The sequence below is a fragment of the Rhodococcus sp. JCM 9793 genome (assembly GCF_055380405.1).
Genome location: NZ_AP043721.1, coordinates 1,219,334 through 1,243,129 on the forward strand (window position 1 = coordinate 1,219,334; position 23,796 = coordinate 1,243,129).

Genomic DNA, 23,796 nt, shown 5'->3' on the forward strand with positions numbered 1-23,796 from the left:
GCCGACGGTCGTAACACGCGCAACACCCGATGGCCTCCAATAGAATTCCGTTGGAGGCCATCGGCATACCATACGGTGCTACTCGTACCGCACCTTGATCGAGCAGTCCGGTACGGCCTGGCAGGTGAGGGTGTAGCCGTCGGCGATCTCGTCGTCGCTGAGCGCATCGTTGACGCGCATGGTGGCGCTGCCGTCGGTGATCTTCGCAATGCAGGTCGCGCAGTTGCCCGCCTCGCACGAGAACGGCGGCGCCAGACCTGCGCGACGCGCACTCTCGAGGAGTGTCTCACCTGCTTGCAGCGGCACCGACACCCGCTGGCTGCCCAGACGAATCGACACCGTGCCCTCGATCGGTGCGGCCGGGGCGGGGATCTCCTCTTCGGCGGCTTTCACGGGTTCCGCAGCCGCGCCGAAGCGTTCGCTGTACACCGTGCCGGGACCGGTGTGTGCGGACTCGATCATGTCCATGAACGCCTCGGGGCCGCACAGGTACGCGTCGGACGCGGTGTCGGCGCCGATGAACTCCAGCGCGCTCGCGGGGGTGAGCAGACCCAAGTCGTCGTCGAAGTGACGAAGGACCGTGAGGCGTCCGGCGTATTTCTCGACGAGTTCGTCGGTCACGGCGTCGAAGATCGCTGCATTGCGGTCGCGATCGGCGATGAGCAGACGGACGTCCCGATCGGTGGTGGCGAGCGTGCTCTTCGCGATCGACAGAAGCGGGGTGATGCCGCTGCCGCCGGCGAACCCGATGACGGGCCCTTCGCCCTCGCGCAGCAGGAATGTGCCCGCGGGGCGGGTGATCTCCACCTGATCGCCCTCGGCCACGTTGTCGTGCAGCCAGTTGGAGACCTTGCCTCCGGGCACTCTCTTGATGGTGGTCATCATCTCGGTGTCGGTCTCGGGGGAGCTCGACATCGAGTACGACCGGTACAGGTCGGTGCCGTCGACGTTGACCTTGAAGGTGCAGAACTGGCCTGCCTGGTAGGTGAACGGCCCGTCCACAGGGGCGAGCACGTAGGTGCGGGCGTCGTCGGTCTCCTTCACGATCCGGGTAACGGTCGCGCGTTGGAACAAAGGTGGTCTCGCCATGGACCGTCTCCTCCTGGTATCGATATTCTGCTACTAGGAGAGTACTATTCTCGCCAGTGAGAGCGAAAGCTCCCGACCGAGATATTCGCAGGATGAGACGGGATCGTAAGGAACGAGGACATGGCCGACCGCACCGTGCTGGCCTTCGACCAGCAGGAATACAGCCGCGCGCAACTCGACGCGCTGGCTGCCGGTATGGCTGCGTCCCTCGAGCATCGCGGCGTCGCACCCGGCGACCGGGTGGCCCTCATGTCGTCGAACCGGCCGGAGTTCGTCATCGCCGTGCTGGCCATCTGGCAGGTCGGTGCAGTCGTCGTCCTGATCAGTCCCGCGTGGAAACGCGCTGAAGTCGAGCACGCGCTCGAAGTCGGCGAGGCGGCCCATGCGGTCGGCGACAATTCGGTACTGGCCGACCTGATGCCCATGCTCTGCCTCGACGATCAGATCGAGGAGGGATTCCGGCCGCCGACACCGGCGAGCCCGGATGCCGACGCTGTTCTGGTCTTCAGCTCCGGCACCACCGGACTCCCGAAAGCGGTCCGGCACACCCACATGTCGTTCGCCGCCTCGGTCGAGCACTGGCGCGACGCCCTGAAACTCACGGCGAGTGATCGCATCCAGATCGTCACGCCCCCGTCGCACATCCTCGGCCTGCTCAACATCGCAACCGCACTCGACGTCGGCGCCTGGATGCGGCTGCACCGGCGCTTCGACCTCGACGCGATGCTGAGCCACATCGAGAGCGACCGCATCACCGTCGAGATGGCGGTCGCACCGATCGCCCTGACCATCGCGTCGCACCCGGATCTCGAATCCTTCGACCTGTCGTCGCTGCGGTACATCATGTGGGGCGCCACACCCGTCACACCGAGCGTCGCCGAGACGGTGACTCGCCGCACCGGCGTGCCGTGGGTGCCCGCGTACGGCGCGAGTGAAATCCCCGTGATCGCCTGCAGCCCGATCGACGGTGCACGCCTCGACAGCGTGGGTCGCGTCGTACCCGGCGTCGAGATGCGCGTCGTGTCGCTCGAGACGGGAGAGACGCTCGTACCGGGCGGCACTGGCGAGCTCCAGGTGCGTTCCGCGTCGATGATGGCCGGCTACCTGCCCAGCGCCACGACAGCCGAGGCATTCGACGACGGCTGGTACCGTACCGGCGACGTCGGCAGCGTCGACGCCGACGGCTGGGTGCGCATCACCGACAGATCCAAGGACATGATCAAGGTCAAGGGCTTCCAGGTGGCGCCCGCCGAGATCGAAACCGTCCTGTTCTCACATCCCGACATCGCCGACTGTGCGGTGTTCGGCGTCGACGACCCATCCACCGGTGAAGCCGTCGTCGCGGCGGTCACGACCACCGCACCGATCGAAGCCGACGAGATCATCGACCTCGTCGGAAGCACACTCGCCTCGTACAAACGACCGAGCCGAGTGGTCTTCGTGCCCGAAATCCCGCGCCTGCCCTCCGGCAAGGTGTTGCGCCGAATACTCGAGGAGCGCCATGGACGTACGTCTGACCAATGAACAGCAGCAATTGCGCGACGCAGCCGCAAAACTCGCCGACGATCTGGGGCCGGGCTCGGTTCAAGACCTCGACGACGCGACACGTGTCGCGCGGCTGGAGAAGACGGTCGCCGCGGCGGGCTGGCGCGAACTGCGCTCCGACGGCGCCTCCGCCGTCGAGGTAGCCATCGTGGCAGAAGAATTCGGCCGAGGACTCGTAGATGTCCCGTTCCTCGGGCCGGTCCTGGCCGACGACCTGCGACGGCATCTCGCCGACGATCAGCAGACCTGGGCCATCGGCGTCGGCGATGATGCGTTCGACGCGACAGGCCTCACTCGCGCGCTCGTGGTGCGCGACAACAGCATTCTTGCGGCAGATGTCGGAGGGCCCGCAGAGGGCGCAGACCTGACCCGCGCGTTCGCCACGCTGGTGGAACCGTACGAGCAGATCGGCGACCTGTCGGCCGAGCAGGTCGAGCGCGGATACGCATTGGCGCTCGTCGCGACGTGTGCCGACCTCGTGGGAACCTCGCGTGGCGCCCAGGCGGCCGCGGTCGACTACGCCAAGATCCGCGAGCAGTACGGCAACACGATCGGCTCGTACCAGGCGGTCGCGCACCTGCTCGCCGAGAGTGAAGCGCTCATCGAAGGATCCATCAGCGTGCTGCGGCACGCGGCGTGGGCCGTCGACGAGTTGGCACCCGTAGAGGCCGTGCGCGCCGCGCGGATCGCGAAGGTCTACTGCGCCCGTGCCGCACGCACCGTGTGCGAGACCGCCATCCAGGTGCACGGCGGCATCGGAAACACCTGGGAATGCATCGAACACGTCTACCTTCGGCGGGCGCTGACGTCCACCGAACTGTTCCCCGTGAGCCTGGAGGAGATCGACCTTGGACTTTCGTGACTCGCCGGAAGAAGCCGCGTTCCGGACGCGGCTGCGCACCTGGCTCGCAGAGATAGCAGGAAAATTCCCCACATCGGGCGACGAGTACTGGGCCAAGCAGGGCGAATGGCATCAGGCTCTGTACGGAGCGGGATTCTTCGGATTGTCCTGGCCCAAGGAATACGGCGGCCAGGAACTCCCACCTGTATTCGATGTGATCCTCGACGAGGAACTCGCAATCGCCGGTGCTCCGCCGCGGCCCAGCCTCGGCTATCTCGTGGTGGGCCTCGGACACCACGGCAGCAAGGAGCTGCAGCAGCGTTTCCTGCCAGGGATGATCAACGGCACCGAACGGTGGTGCCAGGGATTCAGCGAGCCCGATGCCGGCTCCGACCTCGCGTCGCTCACCACCACCGCGACCCGCGACGGTGACGAGTACGTCATCCACGGTCACAAGGTGTGGACGAGCTACTCCGATGTCGCCGATTGGTGCCTGCTGCTCGCGCGCACCGACCCGGATGCGCCGCGGCACCGCGGTATCTCGGCGTTCATCGTGCCGATGAAGCAGTCGGGTATCGAGCAGCGGCCGCTGAAGATGATCAGTGGTGTCACCAAAGAATTCGGCCAGGTACTGTTCGACGGTGCGCGGGTCTCCGCGGATCAGATGGTCGGCAACCCCGGCGACGGCTGGCGCATCGCGATGACGGTGGTCGGACATGAACGGGAGCCCTCCACACTCGGATTCGCCGCGCGCTACGGCAAACTCGTCCGTCAGCTCGCCGCGCGTACCGAAGGCAGACCGCCGGAAGATCTGGCGTGGGCAGCGGTGCAGTCGGAGATGCTGCGCCTGCACGTGCGCCGCCGGCTGTCGGAACAGCTCGACGGCGTGAACCACGGGTCCGAGGGCTCGCTCGACAAGTTGCTCATGACCTGGGTGGATCAATCGGTCGGTCACGCCGCATTGGCAGTGGCCGGCACCCGCGACACCGAACTGCTCGGCTCGTACATGTACAGCCGCGCGCAGTCGGTGATGGGCGGTACGTCGCAGATCCAGAAGAACATCATCGCTTCACGAATCCTCGGATTGGGGGTCTGACATGTACGACATGCCCGACGAAATCGACGTTCAGGCCGACGGTCCGCTGCGGATCATCACCCTGAACCGCCCCGACGATCTCAATGCGGTCAACGATGCACTGCACGAGGGCCTCTCGCGACTGTGGACGCGTCTCAGTGCGGACCGCGATGCGCGTGTCGCGGTGATCACGGGTGCCGGCAGGGCCTTCTCGGCCGGCGGCGACTTCACCTATCTCCAGGAACTCGCGAAGGACCCGGACCTGCGTGCGAAGTCGATCGCCGACGGGCGTGAACTCGTGCTCGGGATGACCCGGTGCCGAATCCCCGTGATCGCCGCCGTGAACGGGCCCGCAGTGGGGCTCGGCTGCAGCATCGTGGCGCTCAGCGACATGGTCTACATGGGGGAGAAGACGTATCTCGCCGATCCGCACGTGCAGGTCGGTCTGGTCGCGGCCGATGGCGGTGCGCTCACCTGGCCGCTGCAGATCAGTCTGTTGCAGGCGAAGGAGTTCGCTTTCACCGGCCAGCGGATCCCCGCGCAGCGGGCACTGGAACTGGGTTTGGCCAATCATGTGGTCGAAGATCCGTTCAGCGAGGCCCTCGCGGCGGCCAAGAACATCCTGGATCAGCCGCAGAAGGCGATCGAGGCGACGAAGCGCCTGATCAACATCCAGCTCGAGCGCACGGTGCTCGCCGCCATCGACTTCGCGCTGTCCGCCGAGGAGATGACGTTCCAGAGCGACGACTTCCAGAACAACATCGCGCGTCTGACCGCTGGCAAGAGCTGACGGACACATGCTCGGCCGTATGAGGTCGCTGGCAAATTTTCATCCTGATCTGCGGGTCGCGGCGCTGGTGGCGCCGCGGCGCGCGGTGACACCGAGAACTCTCCCGGTGTTGCGCCGACTCACAAAGGCGATCAAGGGGACCGACCCCGACGTCCACGTCCTGGAACCCGGTGTGGCGGTACGGTATTTCCGACCGCATACACTCATCGACGGGCGGGAGTCGGGAATGTCACGGGCGGAGCCGCGCCCGGCGCTGCTGTGGATCCACGGCGGCGGCTATGTGTTCGGCCGGGCTGCTCAGGACGATGCCCTGTGTCAGCGTTTCGCCGACCGACTCGGTGCCGTCGTCGCGTCGGTCGACTACCGGCTCGCGCCGGAGTTCCCCTATCCGATCCCGGTGAACGACTGCTTCCAGGCCTATCGGTGGCTCGTGCATCGGCCGGAGGTGGACGCGTCGAAGATTGTGATCGGTGGTGCCAGTGCTGGTGGAGGTCTCGCCGCCGCACTGGCGTTCGCCATCCGCGACAGCGACCTCACGGAGCCGGTGTTTCAGCTTCTGGTCTATCCGATGCTCGACGACCGGACTGTGTCCGGACCCGAGCACATGCGCATGTGGGACGAGGACTGCAACCGCTTCGGGTGGGCGAGTTTCCTCGGCGATGCCGATGCTTTGATTGCGGCGCCAGGACGTCGAACAGACCTGGCGGGGCTACCGCCGGCGTGGATCGGTGTGGGATCCAACGATCTGTTTGCGAGTGAGGATCGTGAGTATGCCGACCGGCTCGTCGAAGCCGGGGTGCCGTGCGAGTTCCGTTCGATATCGGGGGCTTTCCACGGCTTCGACCTCGTCTCCTCGCGCAGCGGTGTCGCGCGAGAGTTCTTCGACGAACAGTGTGTCGCCGTGAGCAAGATCCTGAAGGCTTGACCTTACCGACAGAACGACGGCGCTTCCGAACTCTCCGGAGTCCGGAAGCGCCGTCGTATCGGTCTACGAGTGAGCGAGTTCGTAGCGCCGACGGTATTCCTCCTTGGAGGTTTCGCTGATGTCGACGTCCTTGGCGCGTGCGCGCAGGGCACCGACCGTGGCCTGCTCACGGGGCGTGTGCACGAACGGATCCCAGCCGAAGAAGCGTGCGGCGTTCTCGAAGGTGACCTTGTCGATCTCCTCGTCGGTGAGCTCGGCGGCGACCAGTTCGTCCATCAGTACCTCGGGGGAGTGCGGCCAGGTGGAATCGGAGTGCGGGTAGTCGCATTCCCAGGCGATGGTGTCGATGCCGAGGCGTTCGCGGTTGTTCAGGCCGCTCGGTTCGGTGATGTAGCAGGCGAGGAAGTTCTTCTTCCACACGTCGGTGGGCGACATGCCCTTCGGCAGGAAACTTGCACCGGTCCAGGACTGGTTGACGATGTGGCGTTCGAGGCGGTCGAGCCACGGCGCGACCCAGCCGACGCCGCCTTCACTCATGGCGACCTTGAGATCGGGGAATTTCTGGAATGCGCCGCTGAGCATCATGTCGGTTGCGGCGATCGTCGAGATGAGTGGGGTGAGCACCATCATGTCGTCGAGGTTGAACGCTTCAGGTCGTTTGACGAGGCTCATGCCGCCGCCGATGTGCAGGCTGAGCACGATGTTGTGCTCGACGCAGGCCTTGAAGATCGGGTCCCAGTGCCCGGATTTGAAGTCGGGGTAGCCATCTCCGACGCCGTACGGGGTTTCGGGGATCGAGATGGAGCGGCAGCCCATGGCGGCGAGGCGGTGGATTTCCTTGACGGATTCGTCGGCGTCGTAGAAGGGGATGATGCCGAGTGGGATGAAGCGTCCGGGGTGGGTGTCGGGGACCTCGCCGACGACCCAGTCGTTGAAGGCTTTCAACGCTGCGAGTGAGAGTTTCTTGTCGGGCAGGGTGGCGAGGTGGGTGCCGGCGAAGCCGGGGAAGGTCGCGAAGAGGGTGGCGGCGAGGGTGCCGTTGGCGTCCATGTCGCGGACGCGCTGGTCCATGTCGTAGACGCCGGGTCGCATTTCGGCGTAGCCGGTGGGGTCCATGCCCCATTCTTCTTTGGGCCAGGAGACGACGGCGTTGAGGCCGGAGCTGCCGACGACGGTGCCCTGGAACTGCCATGCCTGGACTTCGGGGTTGCGGGGGTTTGCGGTGAGTTTGGGCGCCTGGTCCGAAAGGCTTTTCGGGAAATGCTTGTCGAACAGATCGGCCGGCTCGACCACATGATCGTCGATGCTGACCATCACCATATCGTCGATATTCATCGAATTCCTCACTGCCGAACCGCTATCGGAGCGGCGAGTTCTTGTTCGTCGATCATGAGCTGAAGCGCGGCCAGAGTCTCGTCGAGTCCGGCGCCGATGCGCGGGCCAGGAGTGAAGGTCGCCGGGAGTTGTCGCATTCCTTGAATGACTCCGATGGAATCGTAGTGAACCGCGCCTTCCGGGTCGCAGTGGAAGTCCGGCATCCGGTCGAGCACTGCGAGGAGCATCCTCTTGAACACCGTTCGTGCCAGGTTGGAACCGATGCAGCGGTGAACGCCCAATCCGAAGCTGAAGTGTCGATTACCCTTGCGCTCGAGGTCGATGTCGTTGGGGTCGGTGAACACCGCAGGGTCGCGGTTGGCCATAGCCCAGGAAACCCACACGCGTTCGCCTTCTTTGTACTGAACGCCGTTGAGCTCACCATCGGACGAGAAGGTTCGACCGTCGCCCGGCGACGGGCAGAAGAAGCGCAGGAATTCTTCGGTGGCCGAATCGAGCAAGGTGTCTCTCTCGGCGCTGAGGATTTCGCGCTGGTCGGGATTCTGCGACAACCACTCGAGAGCATGGGAAGTCAAGGCCGTGGTTGTGTCGAAGCCACCGCCGATGAGCAGACTGAGAACACCGAGCAGTTCGAGGTCGTCCGGTTCCTCGCCGTTGACGGTTGCCCGTGCGATCGCGTCGACCATCCCTGGCCGCGGATTCTCACGGATTTCGTGAAGGCTGGAGAGAAGATCCACGCCCATGAGACGGTGCAGTTCCGCGACGCGAGTCACGTCGGGCGAGTCCGGTGGTGTGTACATCGCCGCGTGGACCGGTTCGCAGTACACATTCCATTTGGCAACCGGAATGCCCAGCATCGCGAGAGTGATCACCGCCGGAACGATGTTGACGAGATCGTCGATGAAGTCGATCTCCCCGGTCTCGATCTTCTCGTCGAGGCATGCGCGGATCACCTCGTCGATGACGGGAACCCATTTCTTGACTGCGGCAGGGGACAGGTACGGATTGAGGACCGCGCGGAATTCGCGGTGCTCGGGATCGTCCATCTCGAGGATCCCGCCTCTGACACCGGACGCCCTGACCGCAGACGGGATCATGATCCCTTTGTAACCGCGGCGAACTCCCTTGACGTCGTGATCATTCGAGATGTCTGCCGACCGGGCGAGGGCGAATACTTCGTCGCTCCCGGAGGCAACCCAGTGGCCGCCGTGGGTATCGGACCACGCGAATGGGCACTTGGACTGCAATTCCTCGGTGATGTCCTGGAACTTGCCGCGATAGTCGGGTGCGTGCCTGTCGAACTGAAACACGGGTTGCCTGCGGCCGACGTCGGATACAGCGTCATCAACACTCATGGCTCTGCTCTCTGCTGTCTGTGGTGTGGAACGCGATCATGGACCGAACGTCAGGAGAGGGAGACCGCCTGCTCGGGGCAGCTACGGGAGGCTTCCCGTGCCGTCTCTCCGAGATGTGCGGGTACGTCCTTGTCGACGGCAGTGGCGTGGCCGTCGACATCGCTCAGTTCGAACAACTCCGGAGCGGCCATGGCGCACAGGGTGTGCCCCTGGCAGCGCTCCGAGTCGACTTTCACCTTCATCTGTCCTCCAGTTCGAGCAGAGACGAACGACTGAGCCACCTGACCGCGCAGTCCCAGTCGCGTAGTCTGCATTATAAGAATGTCCTTCCGAATGTGGAGAACCATAATCTCGAGCGGGGTGATTCCGCAAGGTTCCTGCACGGGTGTCGACGTTCGATTCCAAGGCCGGCGACTGCTCGGTCTGCGACGAAGGGGAGCAACTTGAAGGCATGGCAGTTCGAAGGAACAGGGAAGCCGATCTCACTGAATGAGGTGCCGGAACCGGTACCGGGCCCCGGTGAGGTCGTCATCGATGTCAAAGCCGCCGGACTGTGTCACAGCGACATCATGTACATGGAGGTCGGTGAGGTGAGCATGCCGTTCCTGCCGATGACCCAGGGGCATGAGAACGCCGGCGTGATCAGCGCGCTCGGCGACGGGGTCGAGGGATGGAGCATCGGCGACGTCGTCGGAGTCTGCACATCCGGTTTCCGCCCACCCGCCGGAATGTTCACCCCCGGAGGTTTCGCTGACAAGTTCCTCGCCGACGCCCGCGATCTTGCGCGAGTGCCCGAGGGGCTCGATCTCGCATTGGCAGCGCTGGCGACCGACGCCGGTATGACGTCGTACCACGCGATCATCAAGGAGGGCGGAGCCGCAGCCGGGATGAAGGTCGGCGTCATCGGATACGGAGGACTCGGCCAATTCGGCACGCGCGCAGCAGTGCTCACCGGAGCAGAAGTGCATGTGGCCGAGACCAAGGAATCCGTGTGGGATCTCGCCCGTGCGGCCGGGGTTGTCGACGTCGTGCGCGACGCGTCCGAATGGGCGGGTAAGGGATTCGATCTCGTCGTCGATTACGCGGGCTTCGGCACCACGAACAAGGCACTGGAGGCGATCAAGCGCGGCGGTAAGGTTGTGCAGGTCGGCCTGGGAAAGTCGACATTCACCGTGAACACACCCACGATCCTCGGGCGGACTCTCGTGGGGTCCCTTGGTGGCACGGTGCAGGACATCGAAGAGGTCTACGCGCTTCTGTTCGCCCGCGAAATCGAGCCCGAGTACACCGAGATCGGCTTCGACGAGATAGGCGCGGGGCTGGACCGCCTGCGCCGCAACGAGGTGACCGGACGCCTGGTGGCGCGTTTCGGGGACTGACCGGTGACGAGTAAGGGGCCGGTCATCACACGGATGACCGGCCCCTTACTCGACGAACTACTGCTGCGGGATCAGCGTTTCCGAGCGCTGGATCGTGCCCGTGATACCGGAAGCGTCCTGCTGTCCGAGCAGAACGGCTGCGGCACCCATCGTTTCCGGCGGCTCGATCGCCTCCGGTGGAATCTTCTGCCCGCCACCGCCGGCCAGCCACCCTTCGGTGAGCACGACACGGGACGGCGACAAGCAGTTCACCGCAATGTTGTCGGACGACAGGTCGGACGCGAGACCCGTGTAGAGGCGTTCGACGCCGGCCTTCGACACCCAGTAGGCGTTCGATCCACGATCGATCATCGTGACGCCGGTTGTGGTCACCGCGATCATCGACCCGCCACCCCGCGCACGGATATGTGGGATGGCAGCCTTGGTCACGTTGAACACGCCGGTGAGATTCACGTCGAGACAGAGTTGCCACCGCTTGAGCGGTGTCGATTCGATCGGACCCATCCACAACACACCCGCGTTGGCGACGAGGATGTCCAGGCCTCCGAATTCGCCGACCGTCGTGGCGACGGCGGCGTCGACGGAGGCCTCGTCCGCGACATTGCACTGGACCGGGATCGCCCTGCCGCCGGAGGAGTTGATGCGCTCGGCAACTGCCCCGATGGTGCCCGGGATCTTGCCTTCCTCTTGGGTTCGCGCAGCAACGGCCACTGTCGCCCCCGCATCTGCGAGGGCGACGGCGATCGCCGCCCCGATGCCGCGGCTGGCACCCGCGACGAACGCGACCTTTCCCTCGAGGGAGGTCACTTCGGCGGGAACCTCAGCGCGCCGTCGAGACGGATGGTCTCGCCGTTGAGGTAGTCGTTCTCGACGATCGACGCAACCAGCGTCGCGTACTCGACCGGGCGGCCCATGCGCTTGGGATGCGGTACCTGCGGGCCCCAGTACGCCTCGAGCTGGTCGCCGGACTTGCCGTACGCGGGGGTGAGGATGGTGCCGGGGGCGATGGTGTTGACGCGGATTCCCAACGGCGACAGATCGCGCGCGGCGACGAGCGTCATACCGAGGATGCCGCCTTTGGCTGCCGCGTAGGGGAGCTGCCCGATCTGACCTTCGTAGCCTGCGATCGACGCTGTCTGCACGATGACGCCGCGCGAGCCTTCGTCGTCGAACGGGTCCTGCTTGGCGATGGCCGCCGCGGCGAGGCGCATGACGTTGAACGACGAGGTCAGGTACGACTGGATGGTTTTGGTGAAGCCCTCGAGCGACATGGGGCTGCCGTCCTTACCGACGAGCCGTCCGCCACCTGCGGGGCCGCCGTGGCAGTCCACCGATACGCGCAGCGGTCCGAGCGACTCGGCTTCGGCGATGGCCGCCAGCACCGACTCCTCGCTACCTGCGTCGGTGTTGACGTAGCGCACGCCGAGCTCGTCTTCGAGGGCCTTGCCCGCTTCGTCGTTGACGTCTGCGACGACAACCTTGGCTCCACCCTCATGGAGGCGGCGAACGGTGGCCTGCCCGAGGCCTCCGGTGCCTCCGACGACGATGGCCGAGATACCTGCGATCTGCATTCCGATTTCCCTTCTTGCAACTAAAGCTCTCGTGCTGAGAGAATAATGTTCTCATGAACCTAAGCATGATTCTAGAAATGGTGGCAAACAACGGCGAACGCGCAGTTGCGACCGTTGGCGATCGCTCCTTGACTGCCGCGGACCTCGACACATACGCGCGCCGTCTTGCCGCGCGGGTACGCGACAGCTCCGCGGTGCTCTACCTGGGAACGAATCACCTCGCCTACCCGGTGGCACTGTTCGGCGCGGCGCTCGCGGGCGTTCCGTTCGTCCCCCTCAACTACCGGCTCGGCGAGCAGCAATTGTCGGCGCTGCTCGAACGACATCCCGGTGCGACGATCCTGCGCCAGGACGATCTCGATGCGCTGATCGACGATGCGCCGGACGATGCCGAGCCGGCCGAACTCGAACCGCAGTGGGACGGCGACGCGATCGCCGCGATCATCTACACCAGCGGCACGACGTCGGATCCCAAGCCTGCCGTGCTGCGCCACCGGCATGTGATCGCGTACGTCCTCAACACGATGGAGTTCGCGTCCGCAGAGGAAACCGATGCCTCGCTGGTGTCGGTTCCGCCCTATCACATCGCGGGCCTGACGAACCTGATCTCCAACCTCTACAGCGGCCGCAGGATCGTGTACCTGTCGGCATTCGAACCGGTCACCTGGCTCGAGACCGTGCGTCGCGAGAAGGTCGTCCACGCGATGCTCGTGCCGACGATGCTCGCCCGGATCGTTGCCCACCTCGGTGAGGACGAAGCGAACGTTCCGACGCTTGCGACCCTCGCCTACGGAGGATCCCGCACCCCGCGGCCCGTACTCGAGCACGCGCTGCGCGCCTTCCCCACCACCGGATTCGTCAACGCGTACGGCCTCACCGAAACAGCGTCCTCGGTGGCGGTACTCGGACCCGACGACCACCGCGCGGCGATCGCCTCCGACGACCCGGCCGTGCGCGACCGGCTCGGCTCGGTCGGCCGTCCTCTTCCGGGGATCGAGATCGAGATCCGGACGGAAAGCGACGAACCCGTCGCAGTCGGCGACACCGGCCTGATCTTCGTGCGCGGGGAGCAGATCTCCGGCGAATACGGCGGACGCAGCGTGCTCGACGCCGACGGGTGGTTCTCCACCCGCGACCTCGGGCACCTCGACACCGACGGCTTCGTGTTCGTCGAGGGCCGCTCCGACGACACGATCATCCGCGGCGGCGAGAACATCGCGCCCGCCGAGATCGAGGACGTCCTGTTGGCCCATCCCGCGATCGGCGAGGCCGCCGTGATCGGTGTGTCCGACCCCGAATGGGGACAGCGCATCGTCGCAGTTCTCGTCGGCGACGCCGACCCGGAGGAAGTGCGACAGTGGGTCAAGGACCGGCTGCGCTCGTCGAAGACCCCCGACACCATCGTCTTCCGACACGAACTCCCGAAGACCGAAACCGGAAAGCTGTTACGCCGCACCCTGCTCGCCGAACTGGAGAACCAAAATGCCTGAAGCCGTCATCGTTTCCGCTCTGCGGACCCCCATCGGCACGGTCCGTAAAGGAACGCTCCGCGACACCAACGCCTTCGAACTCGCCAACCACATCGTCGCCGCGGCGGCGAAGGGCCACGACACGGCCGACATCGACGACGTCATCCTCGGTGAGGGCCTGTACGGCGGCGGCGTGATCGCCCGTCACGCTGCGATCACCGCCGGATTGACGAGCGTGCCGGGCATGGCCGTCAACCGGCACTGCGCCGCGAGCCTGGCTGCAGTGCAGAACGCGTCGGCGAGCATCATGGCCGGCATGGACCGGCTCGTGATCGCCGGTGGCGTCAACTCGGCCTCCACCTCCCCGCAGTCGCTCATGCGTAACGGTGAGAACTGGGAGCCGTGGCTGTCGCCGACCCATCCCAATCGCGAGGACGCGCCCAACAAGGACATGTCCATCACCGTCGGCTGGAATGCCGCGGTGAAGGCCGGTGTGTCGCGCGAAGAGATGGACGCCTGGGCCCTGCGTTCCCACCAGGTCGCGATCAAGGCCATCGACGAGGGCAAGTTCGTCGACGAGATCGTCCCGATCGAGACCCCGCACGGCCTGTTCTCCGTCGACGAGCACCCGCGTCGCGACACCAGCATGGAAAAGCTGTCGTCGCTGAAGGTGCTGCACCCGGAAATCGAAGGATTCAGCATCACAGCGGGCAACGCCAGCGGTGGTAACGACGCCGCGGCAGCCCTGACCATCGCAAGCAGTGAGCTGGGACTGCCCGCACTCGCCACCGTGAAGTCGTGGGCGTCCACCGGCATCGATCCTGCCCTCACCGGTCTCTCGCCCGTGGATGCCATCCCGAAGGCGCTGGCCCGTGCCGGTATGTCGATCGCCGACGTCGATCTGTTCGAGATCAACGAGGCTTTTGCGGCGCAGTGTGTAGCCGTGATCAAGATGCTCGAACTCGACGCAGATCGCGTGAACATCTACGGCAGCGGATGCTCGCTCGGGCACCCGGTCGCCGCGACCGGTGCCCGCATGCTCACCACCCTCGTCCACGAACTGCGTCGCCGCGGCGGCGGAGTCGGTGTTGCCTCGATGTGCGCGGGCGGAGGAATCGGCTCGGCAGTGGTGATCGAGGTGCCGGCACCGTGACACCGGCTCTGGTGAATGTGTCGTCGCCTCCGGACGCGACGTGAACATCGCCGAACTCGTCGAAGCGGCTCGTCGCGGCTCACCACGCGCGACGGGCCGCTTGCTGACCCTGGTCGAAGGCGACCGCCGCGACGAGGTTCTCGAACTGATCGAGACTGCGCCAGTTCGGGTCGTCGGGATCACCGGGCCTCCGGGCGCCGGAAAGTCGACGACGGTCGGCGTGCTCACCGGCGGGTACCGCGCGCGGGGACTTCGTGTCGCGGTGCTCGCCGTCGACCCGTCCTCGCCGTACAGCGGGGGAGCCCTGCTCGGAGACCGTATCCGGATGGCCGCGCACGTCAACGATCCTGATGTGCTGATCCGGTCGGTGGCGTCGCGGGGTCATCTCGGTGGTCTGGCTGCGGCGGTGCCGGCAGCGATCACGCTGCTCGGTGCGCTGTCCTATGACGTGATCCTGCTCGAGACGGTCGGGGTCGGCCAGTCGGAGGTCGAGATCGCTGCGGTCGCCGACCCGACCGTAGTTGTTCTCAATCCTGGTGCGGGAGATGCTGTTCAGGCCGCGAAGGCCGGTCTGCTCGAGGTGGCCGACATCCTCGTCGTCAACAAGGCAGACAGGGACGGCGCCGATGCGACGGTACGCGACCTGCGTGTCGAAACCGGTATGACGATCCTCAAGCTGATCGCGTCGACCGGTGAGGGCCTCGACAAGTTGATCGACGCCATCGAGGTGCATCAGCGAGCCGATACACCGGAGCGCCGTGCTGCACGAGCGCGTGCCCAGATCCTGTCGCTCGCCACGACACGGTTGCGCACCCACCCGGACCTCGACGCACTCGCTGCTGCCGTCGCCGACGGACGCAACGACCCCTACACCGCCGCCGCCGGCCTGCTCGGACAGTAGATCCGGGCGGCCGGCGGGACGGCCAGCGGTCAGCTCAGGACCGGAACGATCAGGGGCAGGTCGAGGCTGGTGCGGATACCCGGTGCGGCCGAATGCACTGCGTGCACGGCGTTGACCGCGCGGTTCGCGGTGTAGTTCGGGGCGGTCTCGCTCATGCGCTCGAGCGGGATCGGGAAGCGCATCTCGATGTCGAGCGGGGCATCCCCGTCGATCGAGATGTGCCAGCCGGTCGCCTGCATATCCCAGTCGACATCGATATCGGTGGTGCAGTACCACGTCGGCCTGAAACGCATCAGTTCGCGTCCGCCACGGATACCGGAGATGGTGATGCGCTGTGCCGCTACCGTTCCAGCGGGGATTGTGCCGGCCGCGATCGTGACGTCGTTCCGGGCCACAGCCAATTCCCCACTGGCTTCGACGGAGTCGAAGGGCAGGCCGAGTGCGTCGGCGAGTACCTGGAGCGACGGACCGAAATTGTCCTTCACATGGTCGAGACGCGCTTGCGCGAAATCGGCCGGTTGCTGGCCGAAGCCCATCACCTCGAACAGGATTCCGGGCGAGTTGCGCTGTGACAGGTCGGCGTACTCGTCGATGGCGAGATGGTCGAGCGTGCGCTGAATGGAGCTCAGAACCAGAGGCACTGCCTCGGAGATGAATCCGGGGCTGCTTCCGGTGCTGTGGATGGATGTGCCGCCTTCGGCACACGCGGTCTCGACCGTGTCGCGGATCGCCGCAGGCATACTCGGCGGGTGGTGGAATTCGCCTCGGGTGGTGACGATGTTCGCGCCCGAGGCAAGAATTCGGCAGACCTCGTCGAGATCGAACTGCAGCGGCATGTAGAGAACGCAATCCGCACCGAGATCGATGATCTCGTCGATGCTGCGCGTTGCCTTCACTCCGACCGTGCCTCGATCGCACAGTTCGCCGGCGTCGAGTCCTTCCTTGGCGTCGCTGTGGACATACAAGCCGGCCAGTGTGAGGGCGGGATGGTCGATCACGGCGCGGAGTGCCCGGGTACCGATATTGCCGGTGGTCCACTGGACCACACGTAATGTCTTCTGGGACATGTCAGACCACCTCGGCAGGAAGTCGGAGAAGTGCTTCCTGGGCGAAGGATGCGACGAGATCGCCCTGCTCGGTGAAGATGTCGCCGCGGCCGAAGCAGCGACCGTTGGCGATCAGAGGGCTCCTGTGGCGCAGCAGAAGCCAGTCTTCGGTGCGGAACGGCCGGTGGAACCAGAGGTTGTGGGAGGTCACCGCCGAAGTGAAGGCCGTACCGTTCCCGGTCTGGCAGTACCCGTCGACGGCCAGGAGGGCGGTGCCGATGAGGTGGAGGTCGGTCGCATACGAGGTGAGCGCGGGTGCCAGCGTCTCATCCACCTGCGGCGTACGCATCCACATATCGAATTCGGGTGCGGCCGTGCCGAGATCGTTGAGATCGGAGGAGGCGCGTGTTTCCCACGGGATGAGAGAGAAGTCGACCCGGCTCCCCTCGGGGAGCAGTGAGGGCACGGGCGGGAAGGACTGCCGATCGGGACCGCTCTCCGGAGCATGAACCGACACCGACGCGGTGGCCAGCACCCCCTTGGTCTGGCGCGCGACGATCGTCAGGGTGCCGAACGACCGGCCTTCGTGCTGACGAGTCACCTCGTATCGGACCGGCTCGTCGGCACGGCCCTCCCGGGCGAACACCGTATGCAACGACTTGATGGCCTTCTCCGGGCACGTCAGCTGAGCTGCGCGGACGAACTGTCCGAGGAGCTGGCCACCGAAGAGCCGGTGGTACTCGAGGCGCTGGTTCGTGCCCTCGAAAACCGCGATGCCGGTATCGGGGTCAGGGGCCGAATCGACTGCCGGGGTGAGGTCGAGACACGTCAGGAGGTCATTCCAAAGCTCGGTCACAGGCCGAGTGTAAATGACCCACTCTCAAATGAGAACAGTATTCTTCCTATTTGGAAGCGAACCCATGCGAGCAGAATGTCCATACTTCGTCGGCGGTGATCGGGCGCGCGGTGGCATCGGGGTCGCCGCTGGACTGCGCGATGAACATCACGGTCTGCATAGTCATCGCGGCGGCGCGTCGCGCATTGAAATCGCTGCGCAACTGACCCGACGCGGCGACCTTCTCCATGAGTTCGGTGAACAGCGCCAGCATCGACGCGTGCGCCACTTTGACCTCGGTAGGGTGTGTGAGCAGCAGCTGAGGCGCAAAATCGGTGAACAGGGGGCGCTGCGCAACGGGGTCGGGACGCGATGATTCGAACAGCAGCTCGACTGCCACGCGGAGCTGATCCATGGGATCGTCCTCGCCGGCAGCCGCTGCGCGGATCTGATCGGCGGATCGGCCGAGTGCATCCTCGAACAGTGCGAGCAGCAGCTCGTGCTTGCCGTCGAACTGCAGGTAGAAGCTACGCAACGACTGCTTCGAGCGATCGACGACCTCTTGTACCGTGAAGTCGGTACTGCCCTTCTCGGTGATGATGGCCTGGGCAGCGTCGAGGAAGCGCTGCACGCGCTGCTCGGCGCGCAGCTTCGCCGTCCGGATGGACCGCTCGACTGCGCGCTGCTTCCATGCGGGTTCTTCGCTCGGGCCGGTCACCGCGAGCACTGCCCATTGTTGCGTGAGGCAAACATGTGAGCACTGTACCGGAGATCATGCACGTTCTCGCAAGGTTACCCAAGGGTCAGATGCGCCGAATGAGACTATTACTTTCTCGTATTGAGAATGATATTCTCATTCTGCTGTGCAACCGCAGCTCTGTCAGAGAGGTATGTCGGAATGCTTTTCGAGTTCGACTCCGATCAGCGACTGTGGCAGGACACCGTCCGTGACGTCACGGCGAAGGAATGTCCGTCCACGCTGATCCGCAATATCGTCGACAACGGCGCAGATCCAGGGCCGCTGTGGAAAGTCTTCGTGGGACTCGGCTGGACCGAGCTCACGGATCCCGAAGCTGCTGTCGAACTCGGGATCGTCCTGGAGGAACTGGGACGGGCCACAGATCCCACGCCCTACCTCGCGACGATGACGCAGTTCGCGCAGCTCGCGCCCGGTGTGGCCGAGCCCGACCAGACCGGCGCTGCGGTGTACGGCGGTGTTCACGCGCACCGCGACGCCGACGGCTGGGTACTCCACGGCACTGCCTCGCAGGTCCTCGACGGCGACCGCGCCGACCTACTGGCCGTGGTCACCGACGCAGGTGTCTTCGTCGTGACTGCCGACAAGGTCACCGCGACTCGCAGTCCGGTGTTCGACCCCGCCCTGCACATCGCGGATGTGCGGTTCGAGCAGGTCCGGGTGGAGGGCGACCCGCGCTCTGATGTCGATTCGGTCCGGGGGCGCCACATGGCGCTCACAGGCCTTGCTCTGACGGCTGTCGGTGCGTGCCAACGTGTTCTCGATCTCGCGCTCGACCATGTGAAGAACCGGCAGCAGTTCGGTGTCCCGATCGGGTCGTTCCAGGCCGTCCAGCACAAGGCTGCCGATATGCACATCGCGATCGAACGTGCCCGCGCACTCGCGTACTTCGCGGCGCTCACCATCGCCGAGGATGATCCGCGCAGGAACCTCGCTGCGTCGATGGCGAAGGCCGCGGCGGGCGAATGCCAATCGCTCGTCTTCCGTCACGGAATGCAGTTGTTCGGTGGTATGGGATTCACCTGGGAGAACGATCTGCAGTTCGCGCTCAAACGTGCCCGCGCCTGTGAACATCTGCTCGGTGGCGCCGCCGAACATCGGGCACTGATCACCGAGGAGTACCGTGCAACTCTCGTATGACGACGACGTCGAGGCGTTCCGCGCCGAATTCGTGGCCTTCCTCGAGGCGAACCTGCCGGATGAGGCCGACGCCACCGAGCGGTCCACCTCGAGCGCCGACATGCCCGACTGGGCACGCCGGTGGCAGCGAGTCCAGTTCGACAACGGCTGGTTGCTTCCGGGGAATCCGCCCGAATTCGGGGGTCGCAACGCAACGTTGATCCAGCAGGCCGTCCACCTCGAAGAACTGTCGAAGCGCCGGATCTACCACAGCTTCAATCCTCAGGGCCTCGGCATCATCGCGGCGTCCATCCTCTCGTTCGGTACGGAGGAGCAAAAGCAACAGTGGGCGGCGCGGATTCTTCGCGCCGAGATCACCGCTGCCCTCGGAATGAGCGAGCCCGGCGCGGGTTCCGACCTCGCGGGCCTCCGCACGCGCGCCGTCCTGGACGGCGACCACTTCGTCGTCAACGGCCAGAAGGTGTGGACATCCGGTGCCCACCACGCCGATGTGCTCCTCACTTTCGTCCGTACCGATCCGGATGCACCCAAGCACAAGGGCATCAGCGTGCTGCTGATCCCCACCGACACACCGGGTGTGGTCCGTCGCCCGTTCGCGTCCATCGCCGACAGGGATGATCGTGACTTCAACGAAGTGTTCTTCGAGGATGTCCGAGTACCGGCGGAGAACCTCATCGGCGAGCTCAACAAGGGCTGGACCGTTGCCAACGGCTCGCTCGGGCACGAGCGCACTCTTCTGTGGCTCAGCTTCGCGGATCGATTGGAAGATCTCGTCGCAGATTTCGAGCCGCGCACGGTCATCGATCGCGACCGGTACGCAACGCTGGTGATGGACCTACAGGCGCTGCGCCTGCTCGGGTCCGCGGCTCTTGCGCGTGAGTCGCGCGGTGAGCAGGATGTCGCTTCCCTGTCGGTCCTGAAACTGCTCGGATCCGAGGCGATTCAACGCTCCGTCGAGCACGCACTCGATGCCGAGGGCGCGGAAGGGCTCGTGCATCCTGCGTCGACCTCTGCGTACACGCCGTGGAACCTCGACAACTTCGCAGCGAGCTGGTTCGAACGCTATGCCCGCAGTTTTGCCGGCACCATCGCGGGCGGTACATCGGAGATCCAACGGAACATCGTCGCCCAGCGAGTGCTCGGGCTACCACGCGGCTGAGGAGCGCAACTTGTACATTCTCTACGAGGTAGCAGACCGGATCGCAACGATCACGTTGAATCGGCCGGATGCCGCGAACGCTCAGAACGCGGCTCTGCTAGACGAACTCGACGCGGCGTGGGTCCGTGCGGGCGACGACCCGGATGTGTCGGTGATCGTGTTGCGCGCGGAAGGCAAGCACTTCTCTGCGGGGCATGACATGACCGGCGGCGGGGGCCCCGTGCCCGACAAGATCACCCTGGACATGATCTACACCACCGAGTCGCGCCGCTACCTCGAGTACTCGATGCGCTGGCGCAACATCCCCAAGCCGTCGATTGCCGCGGTGCAGGGGCGCTGTATCGCCGGTGGCCTACTGCTGTGCTGGCCCTGCGACCTGATCATCGCGTCCGAGGATGCCAAGTTCTCCGACCCGGTCGTGATGATGGGTATCGGTGGCGTCGAATATCACGGCCACACCTGGGAACTCGGGCCGAGGAAGGCCAAGGAGATCCTGTTCACCGGTCGGCCGGTCACGGCCGAGGAGGCCGAGCAGACCGGCATGGTCAACAAGGTGGTGCCGCGCGACCAGCTCGACACCGAGACACGTGCACTCGCCGAGCAGATCGCGAAGATGCCGCCGTTCGGTCTACGGCAGGCCAAGCGCGCGGTCAATCAGACTCTCGACGTCCAGGGCTTCTACGCGGCCATCCAGTCGGTGTTCGATGTGCACCAGACCGGCCACGGCAATGCGTTGAGCGTCGGCGGATGGCCGGTGCTCATGAAACTCGACGAGATGAAGCAGAACATCAAGTAGCGCATACGAACGCGGGCGCCTCTACCAATCGTGGAGGCGCCCGTTCGGTTTTCGGGGTCAGGGCTTGACGTACTCCGAGTACACCTGCATGATGCGCATCCTCGGAACTGGGCCGTAGCTCAGGGAATCGGACATCTCGAACTGTTTGGCCGCGGCGGCCGCGTGCACGTTGTGCAGTGCCTTCTCCGGGTCGCCCTCGATCTCGTAGAGGGTGATGAACGAACCACCGGCCGCATCTGCGGGCGCCAGGCGCGTGGCCTTGAGGAAGCCGTCGAGCGCGACAACCTCACGGATGTGTGTGGTTTCGTACCATTCGTTGAACTCGTCGACCCGATCGGGATGGGTCGGATGTGCTTCGACCATCAGATAGTGCTTCATCGTGCTCCTTCGTCGTTTCCGGGGAAAACGTGAACTCAGACTCGGACGACCCAGCCGCCGTCGATGTTCAAGGTGTGGCCGGTCACCCAATCGCTGCCGGACGAAACCAGATACAGCAGACCCGGAATCAGCTCCTCGGGTTCACCGAAAGGAAACGGGATCGCGTGCTTGACCATCTCCTTCAGCTCGGGGGGTGAGGCGATGCCGCCGGCCTCGGTGTTCACCATGCCCGGTGCGATGGCATTGACGCGGATGCCGAACGGCGCCAGTTCCCGTGACAGCGACACCGTCATGCTGACGAGTCCGAGCTTGGTGATCCCGTAGGCCTGTGCGGCCATGAAAGCGCCGCTCGACGACTGGTTCACGATCTTCCCGTACCCGCGTTCCTTCATGTAGGGAACCACGGCGCGGGTGCACAGAAGCGGCCCGGTGAGGTTGACCGCGAGGGTGTTGTTCCACAGATCCAGAGGCATCGAGGTGAGACTGCCCTGGCCGACGACCTCCGCCATCAGGCCCGCGTTGTTGACGAGGATGTCCACGGAGCCGAACTCCGCGGCGGCTGCGGCGGCCATCTCCGACGTGCTCTTCTCGTCCCGCACATCGACGCGGACGGCGAGGGCGCGATATCCGTCGGCCTTCAACTCGTCTGCGGTCTTGCTTGCGGAGTCGAGATCGATGTCGGCCACGACCACTGCGGCACCCGCCTCGGCGAGACCGCGCGAGTAGGTGCGGCCGATTCCGCCACCAGCTCCGGTGACGATGGCCACCCTGTCTGCAAGTTGTGTTGAATCCGGCATGGGATCCCTTCTCGAAGTATTTGTGAATTGACCTCTGGTCAAACCTTTTTCGTGACTCCACCGTCGACGCGGATGATCGCTCCGGTGGTGAAGCTCGAGGCATCGCTCGCGAGGTGCAGGGCGAGCGGAGCCACTTCTTCGGGGCGGCCCATGCGCTCGAGAGGCACGAACGTAGCCTTCTCGCCCTCCTCGGGTGCCCATGCCTTCGACAGATCGGTCCGGAACGGGCCTGGCAGGATGGCGTTGACGCGGACCTTCGGTGCGTAGGCGTCTGCGAGACCCACGGTGAAAGCATTGAGGCCGGCTTTGGCGCACGCGTAAGGGAGTTCCCGCACACTCGCGGTCAACGAGCCTGCGGTACCGACATTGATGATCGATCCGCCGTCGTGGGCAGCCATGTGTGCACCCGCGCGGACAGCCAGACGGAACGGCCCCTTGAGGTTGACGCTGAACGTCTTGTCGTACAGGTCTTCGGTAATCGACTCGAGATTCTCGTAGAGCGGCGACATTCCGGCATTGTTGACGAGGATGTCGATGCGACCGAAGTGCTCGAGGGTGCGGTCGACCAGCGCGTCGCAGTCGTCCCACTGGCCGACGTGGCATGCGACGGCGAGCGCACGCCGTCCGGTCGATGCCTCGATCTCCTTCGCAGCCAGCTCGCAGGCATCGAGTTTCCGGGAAGCGATGACGACGTCGGCGCCGGCTTCGGCGAGTATCTGGGCGATGGCCCGACCGATTCCTCGCGAGCCGCCCGTGATGATGGCGGTCCTACCGGTGAGGTCGTGTAGTGAATCCAAGCGCGTCATATATCGATTGTTGCGCAGAATCTGAAATTTGGAAAGGGTATTCTTGTGTCAAAGAATGCGATTTCGGTATGAGAGAGTGATGGTCGGCGCGAGCCGGTGCGACCGGAGCTGCGTCCGGGCAGGGTGAGAAAATGCGACAGATCCGACATCGAGGAATGAGGACCGGAATGACATTGCAGAGACTCCAGGATCGGCTCGACATCGCCGACCTGCTGTACAAGTACGCGACTACGGTCGACACGAAGAACTGGGAAGAGCTGGCGACGGTCTTCACCGAGGACGCCCACCTCGACTACTCCTCGGTCGGTTACCCGGCAGGTACGCGCGACCAGGTGCTCGGCATGCTGACCCGCGCTCTCGGCCAGTGCCCCATGACCCAGCATTTCGTCACCAACATCGAGATCACGTTCGTCGATGACGACACCGCGAATGTGCGCGCGATGTTCTACAACCCCATGCAGCTTCCGGGTGTCGACGGCCTGACATACTGCGGTGGCAACTACCACCACGAGGTCGTACGCACTGCCGACGGATGGAAGAGCCGCAAGGCCGTGGAGGAGAACCTCTGGTTCTCGAACCATCCTGATCCGTCCAAGAACGGTGCGGCGGCACAGTCGGCAGCATCGTCGTAGCGCTCGAAAAATACGAGTAGAG

At 64.9% G+C, this 23,796-nt stretch carries 25 protein-coding genes; 13 read left to right on the plus strand and 12 right to left on the minus strand.

Translation table 11 applies throughout. The features are described 5' to 3' along the window. Nucleotides 1–78: 78 nt before the first annotated feature. Nucleotides 79–1,089: a 2Fe-2S iron-sulfur cluster-binding protein gene (locus ACZ46K_RS07890; protein WP_464747528.1), complete on the minus strand. Its 1,011-nt coding sequence runs from the start codon at nt 1,087–1,089 to the stop codon at nt 79–81. A gap of 120 nt (nt 1,090–1,209) precedes the next feature. Here ACZ46K_RS07890 and ACZ46K_RS07895 point away from each other — a divergent pair, with 120 nt between their 5' ends. From ACZ46K_RS07895 to ACZ46K_RS07915, 5 genes are read left to right on the plus strand one after another with little or no spacing between them, the layout of a single operon-like run. Then, the gene (locus ACZ46K_RS07895) at nt 1,210–2,613 is read left to right on the plus strand and encodes a class I adenylate-forming enzyme family protein (protein ID WP_464747531.1); all 1,404 of its coding nucleotides are present in this window, start codon (nt 1,210–1,212) and stop codon (nt 2,611–2,613) included. Beyond that, nucleotides 2,591–3,496 (plus strand): acyl-CoA dehydrogenase family protein, encoded by a 906-nt coding sequence (locus tag ACZ46K_RS07900; protein WP_054806378.1) that lies wholly within the window; start codon nt 2,591–2,593, stop codon nt 3,494–3,496. Before ACZ46K_RS07895 ends, ACZ46K_RS07900 begins: the two co-directional genes overlap by 23 nt. Further along, a complete protein-coding gene (locus ACZ46K_RS07905; RefSeq protein ID WP_054810201.1) occupies nt 3,483–4,571 on the plus strand; it encodes an acyl-CoA dehydrogenase family protein in 1,089 nt (362 codons plus the stop codon). The genes ACZ46K_RS07900 and ACZ46K_RS07905 overlap by 14 nt, the downstream gene beginning before the upstream one ends. 1 nt (nt 4,572) lies before the next feature. Next, a complete protein-coding gene (locus tag ACZ46K_RS07910; protein WP_464747534.1) occupies nt 4,573–5,340 on the plus strand; it encodes an enoyl-CoA hydratase/isomerase family protein in 768 nt (255 codons plus the stop codon). A gap of 19 nt (nt 5,341–5,359) precedes the next feature. Beyond that, nucleotides 5,360–6,265 carry an alpha/beta hydrolase gene (locus ACZ46K_RS07915; RefSeq protein ID WP_464747536.1) on the plus strand — a complete coding sequence of 302 codons (906 nt, stop codon included), beginning with the start codon at nt 5,360–5,362 and terminating at the stop codon, nt 6,263–6,265. A 63-nt stretch (nt 6,266–6,328) separates the two neighbouring features. Here ACZ46K_RS07915 and ACZ46K_RS07920 read toward each other — a convergent pair whose 3' ends face one another. From ACZ46K_RS07920 to ACZ46K_RS07930, 3 genes are read right to left on the minus strand one after another with little or no spacing between them, the layout of a single operon-like run. Continuing rightward, nucleotides 6,329–7,600, minus strand: a complete 1,272-nt coding sequence (locus tag ACZ46K_RS07920; protein WP_464747539.1) for an amidohydrolase family protein — start codon at nt 7,598–7,600, stop codon at nt 6,329–6,331. An 8-nt stretch (nt 7,601–7,608) separates the two neighbouring features. Beyond that, on the minus strand, nt 7,609–8,955 hold the full coding sequence (locus ACZ46K_RS07925; protein ID WP_464747542.1) for a cytochrome P450: 1,347 nt from the start codon (nt 8,953–8,955) through the stop codon (nt 7,609–7,611). A 50-nt stretch (nt 8,956–9,005) separates the two neighbouring features. Beyond that, on the minus strand, nt 9,006–9,197 hold the full coding sequence (locus ACZ46K_RS07930) for a ferredoxin (RefSeq protein ID WP_054807054.1): 192 nt from the start codon (nt 9,195–9,197) through the stop codon (nt 9,006–9,008). A 201-nt stretch (nt 9,198–9,398) separates the two neighbouring features. On the opposite strand from ACZ46K_RS07930, the gene ACZ46K_RS07935 reads away from it, so the two are divergent. Beyond that, entirely contained in the window at nt 9,399–10,334 is a 936-nt protein-coding gene (locus ACZ46K_RS07935; RefSeq protein WP_054810646.1) for an alcohol dehydrogenase catalytic domain-containing protein, read from the plus strand. A gap of 57 nt (nt 10,335–10,391) precedes the next feature. On the opposite strand, the gene ACZ46K_RS07940 is transcribed toward ACZ46K_RS07935, so the two are convergent. Both ACZ46K_RS07940 and ACZ46K_RS07945 read right to left on the minus strand, forming a co-directional pair. Beyond that, nucleotides 10,392–11,141, minus strand: coding sequence for an SDR family NAD(P)-dependent oxidoreductase (locus ACZ46K_RS07940; RefSeq protein WP_054807052.1), 750 nt, complete (start codon nt 11,139–11,141; stop codon nt 10,392–10,394). After that, nucleotides 11,138–11,905 (minus strand): SDR family oxidoreductase, encoded by a 768-nt coding sequence (locus tag ACZ46K_RS07945; RefSeq protein WP_054807053.1) that lies wholly within the window; start codon nt 11,903–11,905, stop codon nt 11,138–11,140. Before ACZ46K_RS07945 ends, ACZ46K_RS07940 begins: the two co-directional genes overlap by 4 nt. 53 nt (nt 11,906–11,958) lie before the next feature. Between ACZ46K_RS07945 and ACZ46K_RS07950 the strand changes: the two genes are divergently transcribed. The 3 genes from ACZ46K_RS07950 to meaB are packed head-to-tail and all read left to right on the plus strand — an operon-like array spanning nt 11,959 to nt 15,428. Further along, a complete protein-coding gene (locus ACZ46K_RS07950; RefSeq protein ID WP_464747544.1) occupies nt 11,959–13,395 on the plus strand; it encodes a class I adenylate-forming enzyme family protein in 1,437 nt (478 codons plus the stop codon). Further along, nucleotides 13,388–14,527, plus strand: coding sequence for a thiolase family protein (locus ACZ46K_RS07955; protein ID WP_464747546.1), 1,140 nt, complete (start codon nt 13,388–13,390; stop codon nt 14,525–14,527). Before ACZ46K_RS07950 ends, ACZ46K_RS07955 begins: the two co-directional genes overlap by 8 nt. 40 nt (nt 14,528–14,567) lie before the next feature. Beyond that, a complete protein-coding gene (gene meaB / locus ACZ46K_RS07960) occupies nt 14,568–15,428 on the plus strand; it encodes a methylmalonyl Co-A mutase-associated GTPase MeaB (protein ID WP_464747548.1) in 861 nt (286 codons plus the stop codon). 29 nt (nt 15,429–15,457) lie between these two features. On the opposite strand, the gene ACZ46K_RS07965 is transcribed toward meaB, so the two are convergent. Genes ACZ46K_RS07965 through ACZ46K_RS07975 form a run of 3 tightly spaced genes read right to left on the minus strand, consistent with a single transcriptional unit; the run spans nt 15,458 to nt 18,027 of the window. After that, nucleotides 15,458–16,495: an NAD(P)H-dependent amine dehydrogenase family protein gene (locus tag ACZ46K_RS07965; protein WP_054806616.1), complete on the minus strand. Its 1,038-nt coding sequence runs from the start codon at nt 16,493–16,495 to the stop codon at nt 15,458–15,460. 1 nt (nt 16,496) lies between these two features. Continuing rightward, a complete protein-coding gene (locus ACZ46K_RS07970; protein WP_464747550.1) occupies nt 16,497–17,330 on the minus strand; it encodes an acyl-CoA thioesterase in 834 nt (277 codons plus the stop codon). Nucleotides 17,331–17,376: 46 nt separating this feature from the next. Then, nucleotides 17,377–18,027: a TetR family transcriptional regulator gene (locus tag ACZ46K_RS07975; RefSeq protein ID WP_054806625.1), complete on the minus strand. Its 651-nt coding sequence runs from the start codon at nt 18,025–18,027 to the stop codon at nt 17,377–17,379. Nucleotides 18,028–18,207: 180 nt separating this feature from the next. On the opposite strand from ACZ46K_RS07975, the gene ACZ46K_RS07980 reads away from it, so the two are divergent. The 3 genes from ACZ46K_RS07980 to ACZ46K_RS07990 are packed head-to-tail and all read left to right on the plus strand — an operon-like array spanning nt 18,208 to nt 21,161. After that, nucleotides 18,208–19,206: an acyl-CoA dehydrogenase family protein gene (locus ACZ46K_RS07980; protein WP_054806617.1), complete on the plus strand. Its 999-nt coding sequence runs from the start codon at nt 18,208–18,210 to the stop codon at nt 19,204–19,206. Next, entirely contained in the window at nt 19,190–20,365 is a 1,176-nt protein-coding gene (locus ACZ46K_RS07985) for an acyl-CoA dehydrogenase family protein (RefSeq protein WP_464747553.1), read from the plus strand. The genes ACZ46K_RS07980 and ACZ46K_RS07985 overlap by 17 nt, the downstream gene beginning before the upstream one ends. A 10-nt stretch (nt 20,366–20,375) precedes the next feature. Beyond that, on the plus strand, nt 20,376–21,161 hold the full coding sequence (locus ACZ46K_RS07990; RefSeq protein WP_464747555.1) for an enoyl-CoA hydratase: 786 nt from the start codon (nt 20,376–20,378) through the stop codon (nt 21,159–21,161). Nucleotides 21,162–21,218: 57 nt separating this feature from the next. On the opposite strand, the gene ACZ46K_RS07995 is transcribed toward ACZ46K_RS07990, so the two are convergent. The 3 genes from ACZ46K_RS07995 to ACZ46K_RS08005 are packed head-to-tail and all read right to left on the minus strand — an operon-like array spanning nt 21,219 to nt 23,142. Beyond that, complete coding sequence (locus tag ACZ46K_RS07995) at nt 21,219–21,539, minus strand: DUF4286 family protein (protein ID WP_054806618.1); 321 nt, start codon at nt 21,537–21,539, stop codon at nt 21,219–21,221. Nucleotides 21,540–21,574: 35 nt separating this feature from the next. Continuing rightward, the gene (locus ACZ46K_RS08000; RefSeq protein WP_054806619.1) at nt 21,575–22,336 is read right to left on the minus strand and encodes an SDR family oxidoreductase; all 762 of its coding nucleotides are present in this window, start codon (nt 22,334–22,336) and stop codon (nt 21,575–21,577) included. 38 nt (nt 22,337–22,374) lie between these two features. Next, nucleotides 22,375–23,142: an SDR family NAD(P)-dependent oxidoreductase gene (locus ACZ46K_RS08005; protein WP_054806620.1), complete on the minus strand. Its 768-nt coding sequence runs from the start codon at nt 23,140–23,142 to the stop codon at nt 22,375–22,377. A gap of 167 nt (nt 23,143–23,309) precedes the next feature. Here ACZ46K_RS08005 and ACZ46K_RS08010 point away from each other — a divergent pair, with 167 nt between their 5' ends. After that, nucleotides 23,310–23,774, plus strand: a complete 465-nt coding sequence (locus ACZ46K_RS08010; protein WP_054806621.1) for a nuclear transport factor 2 family protein — start codon at nt 23,310–23,312, stop codon at nt 23,772–23,774. Nucleotides 23,775–23,796: the final 22 nt, after the last annotated feature.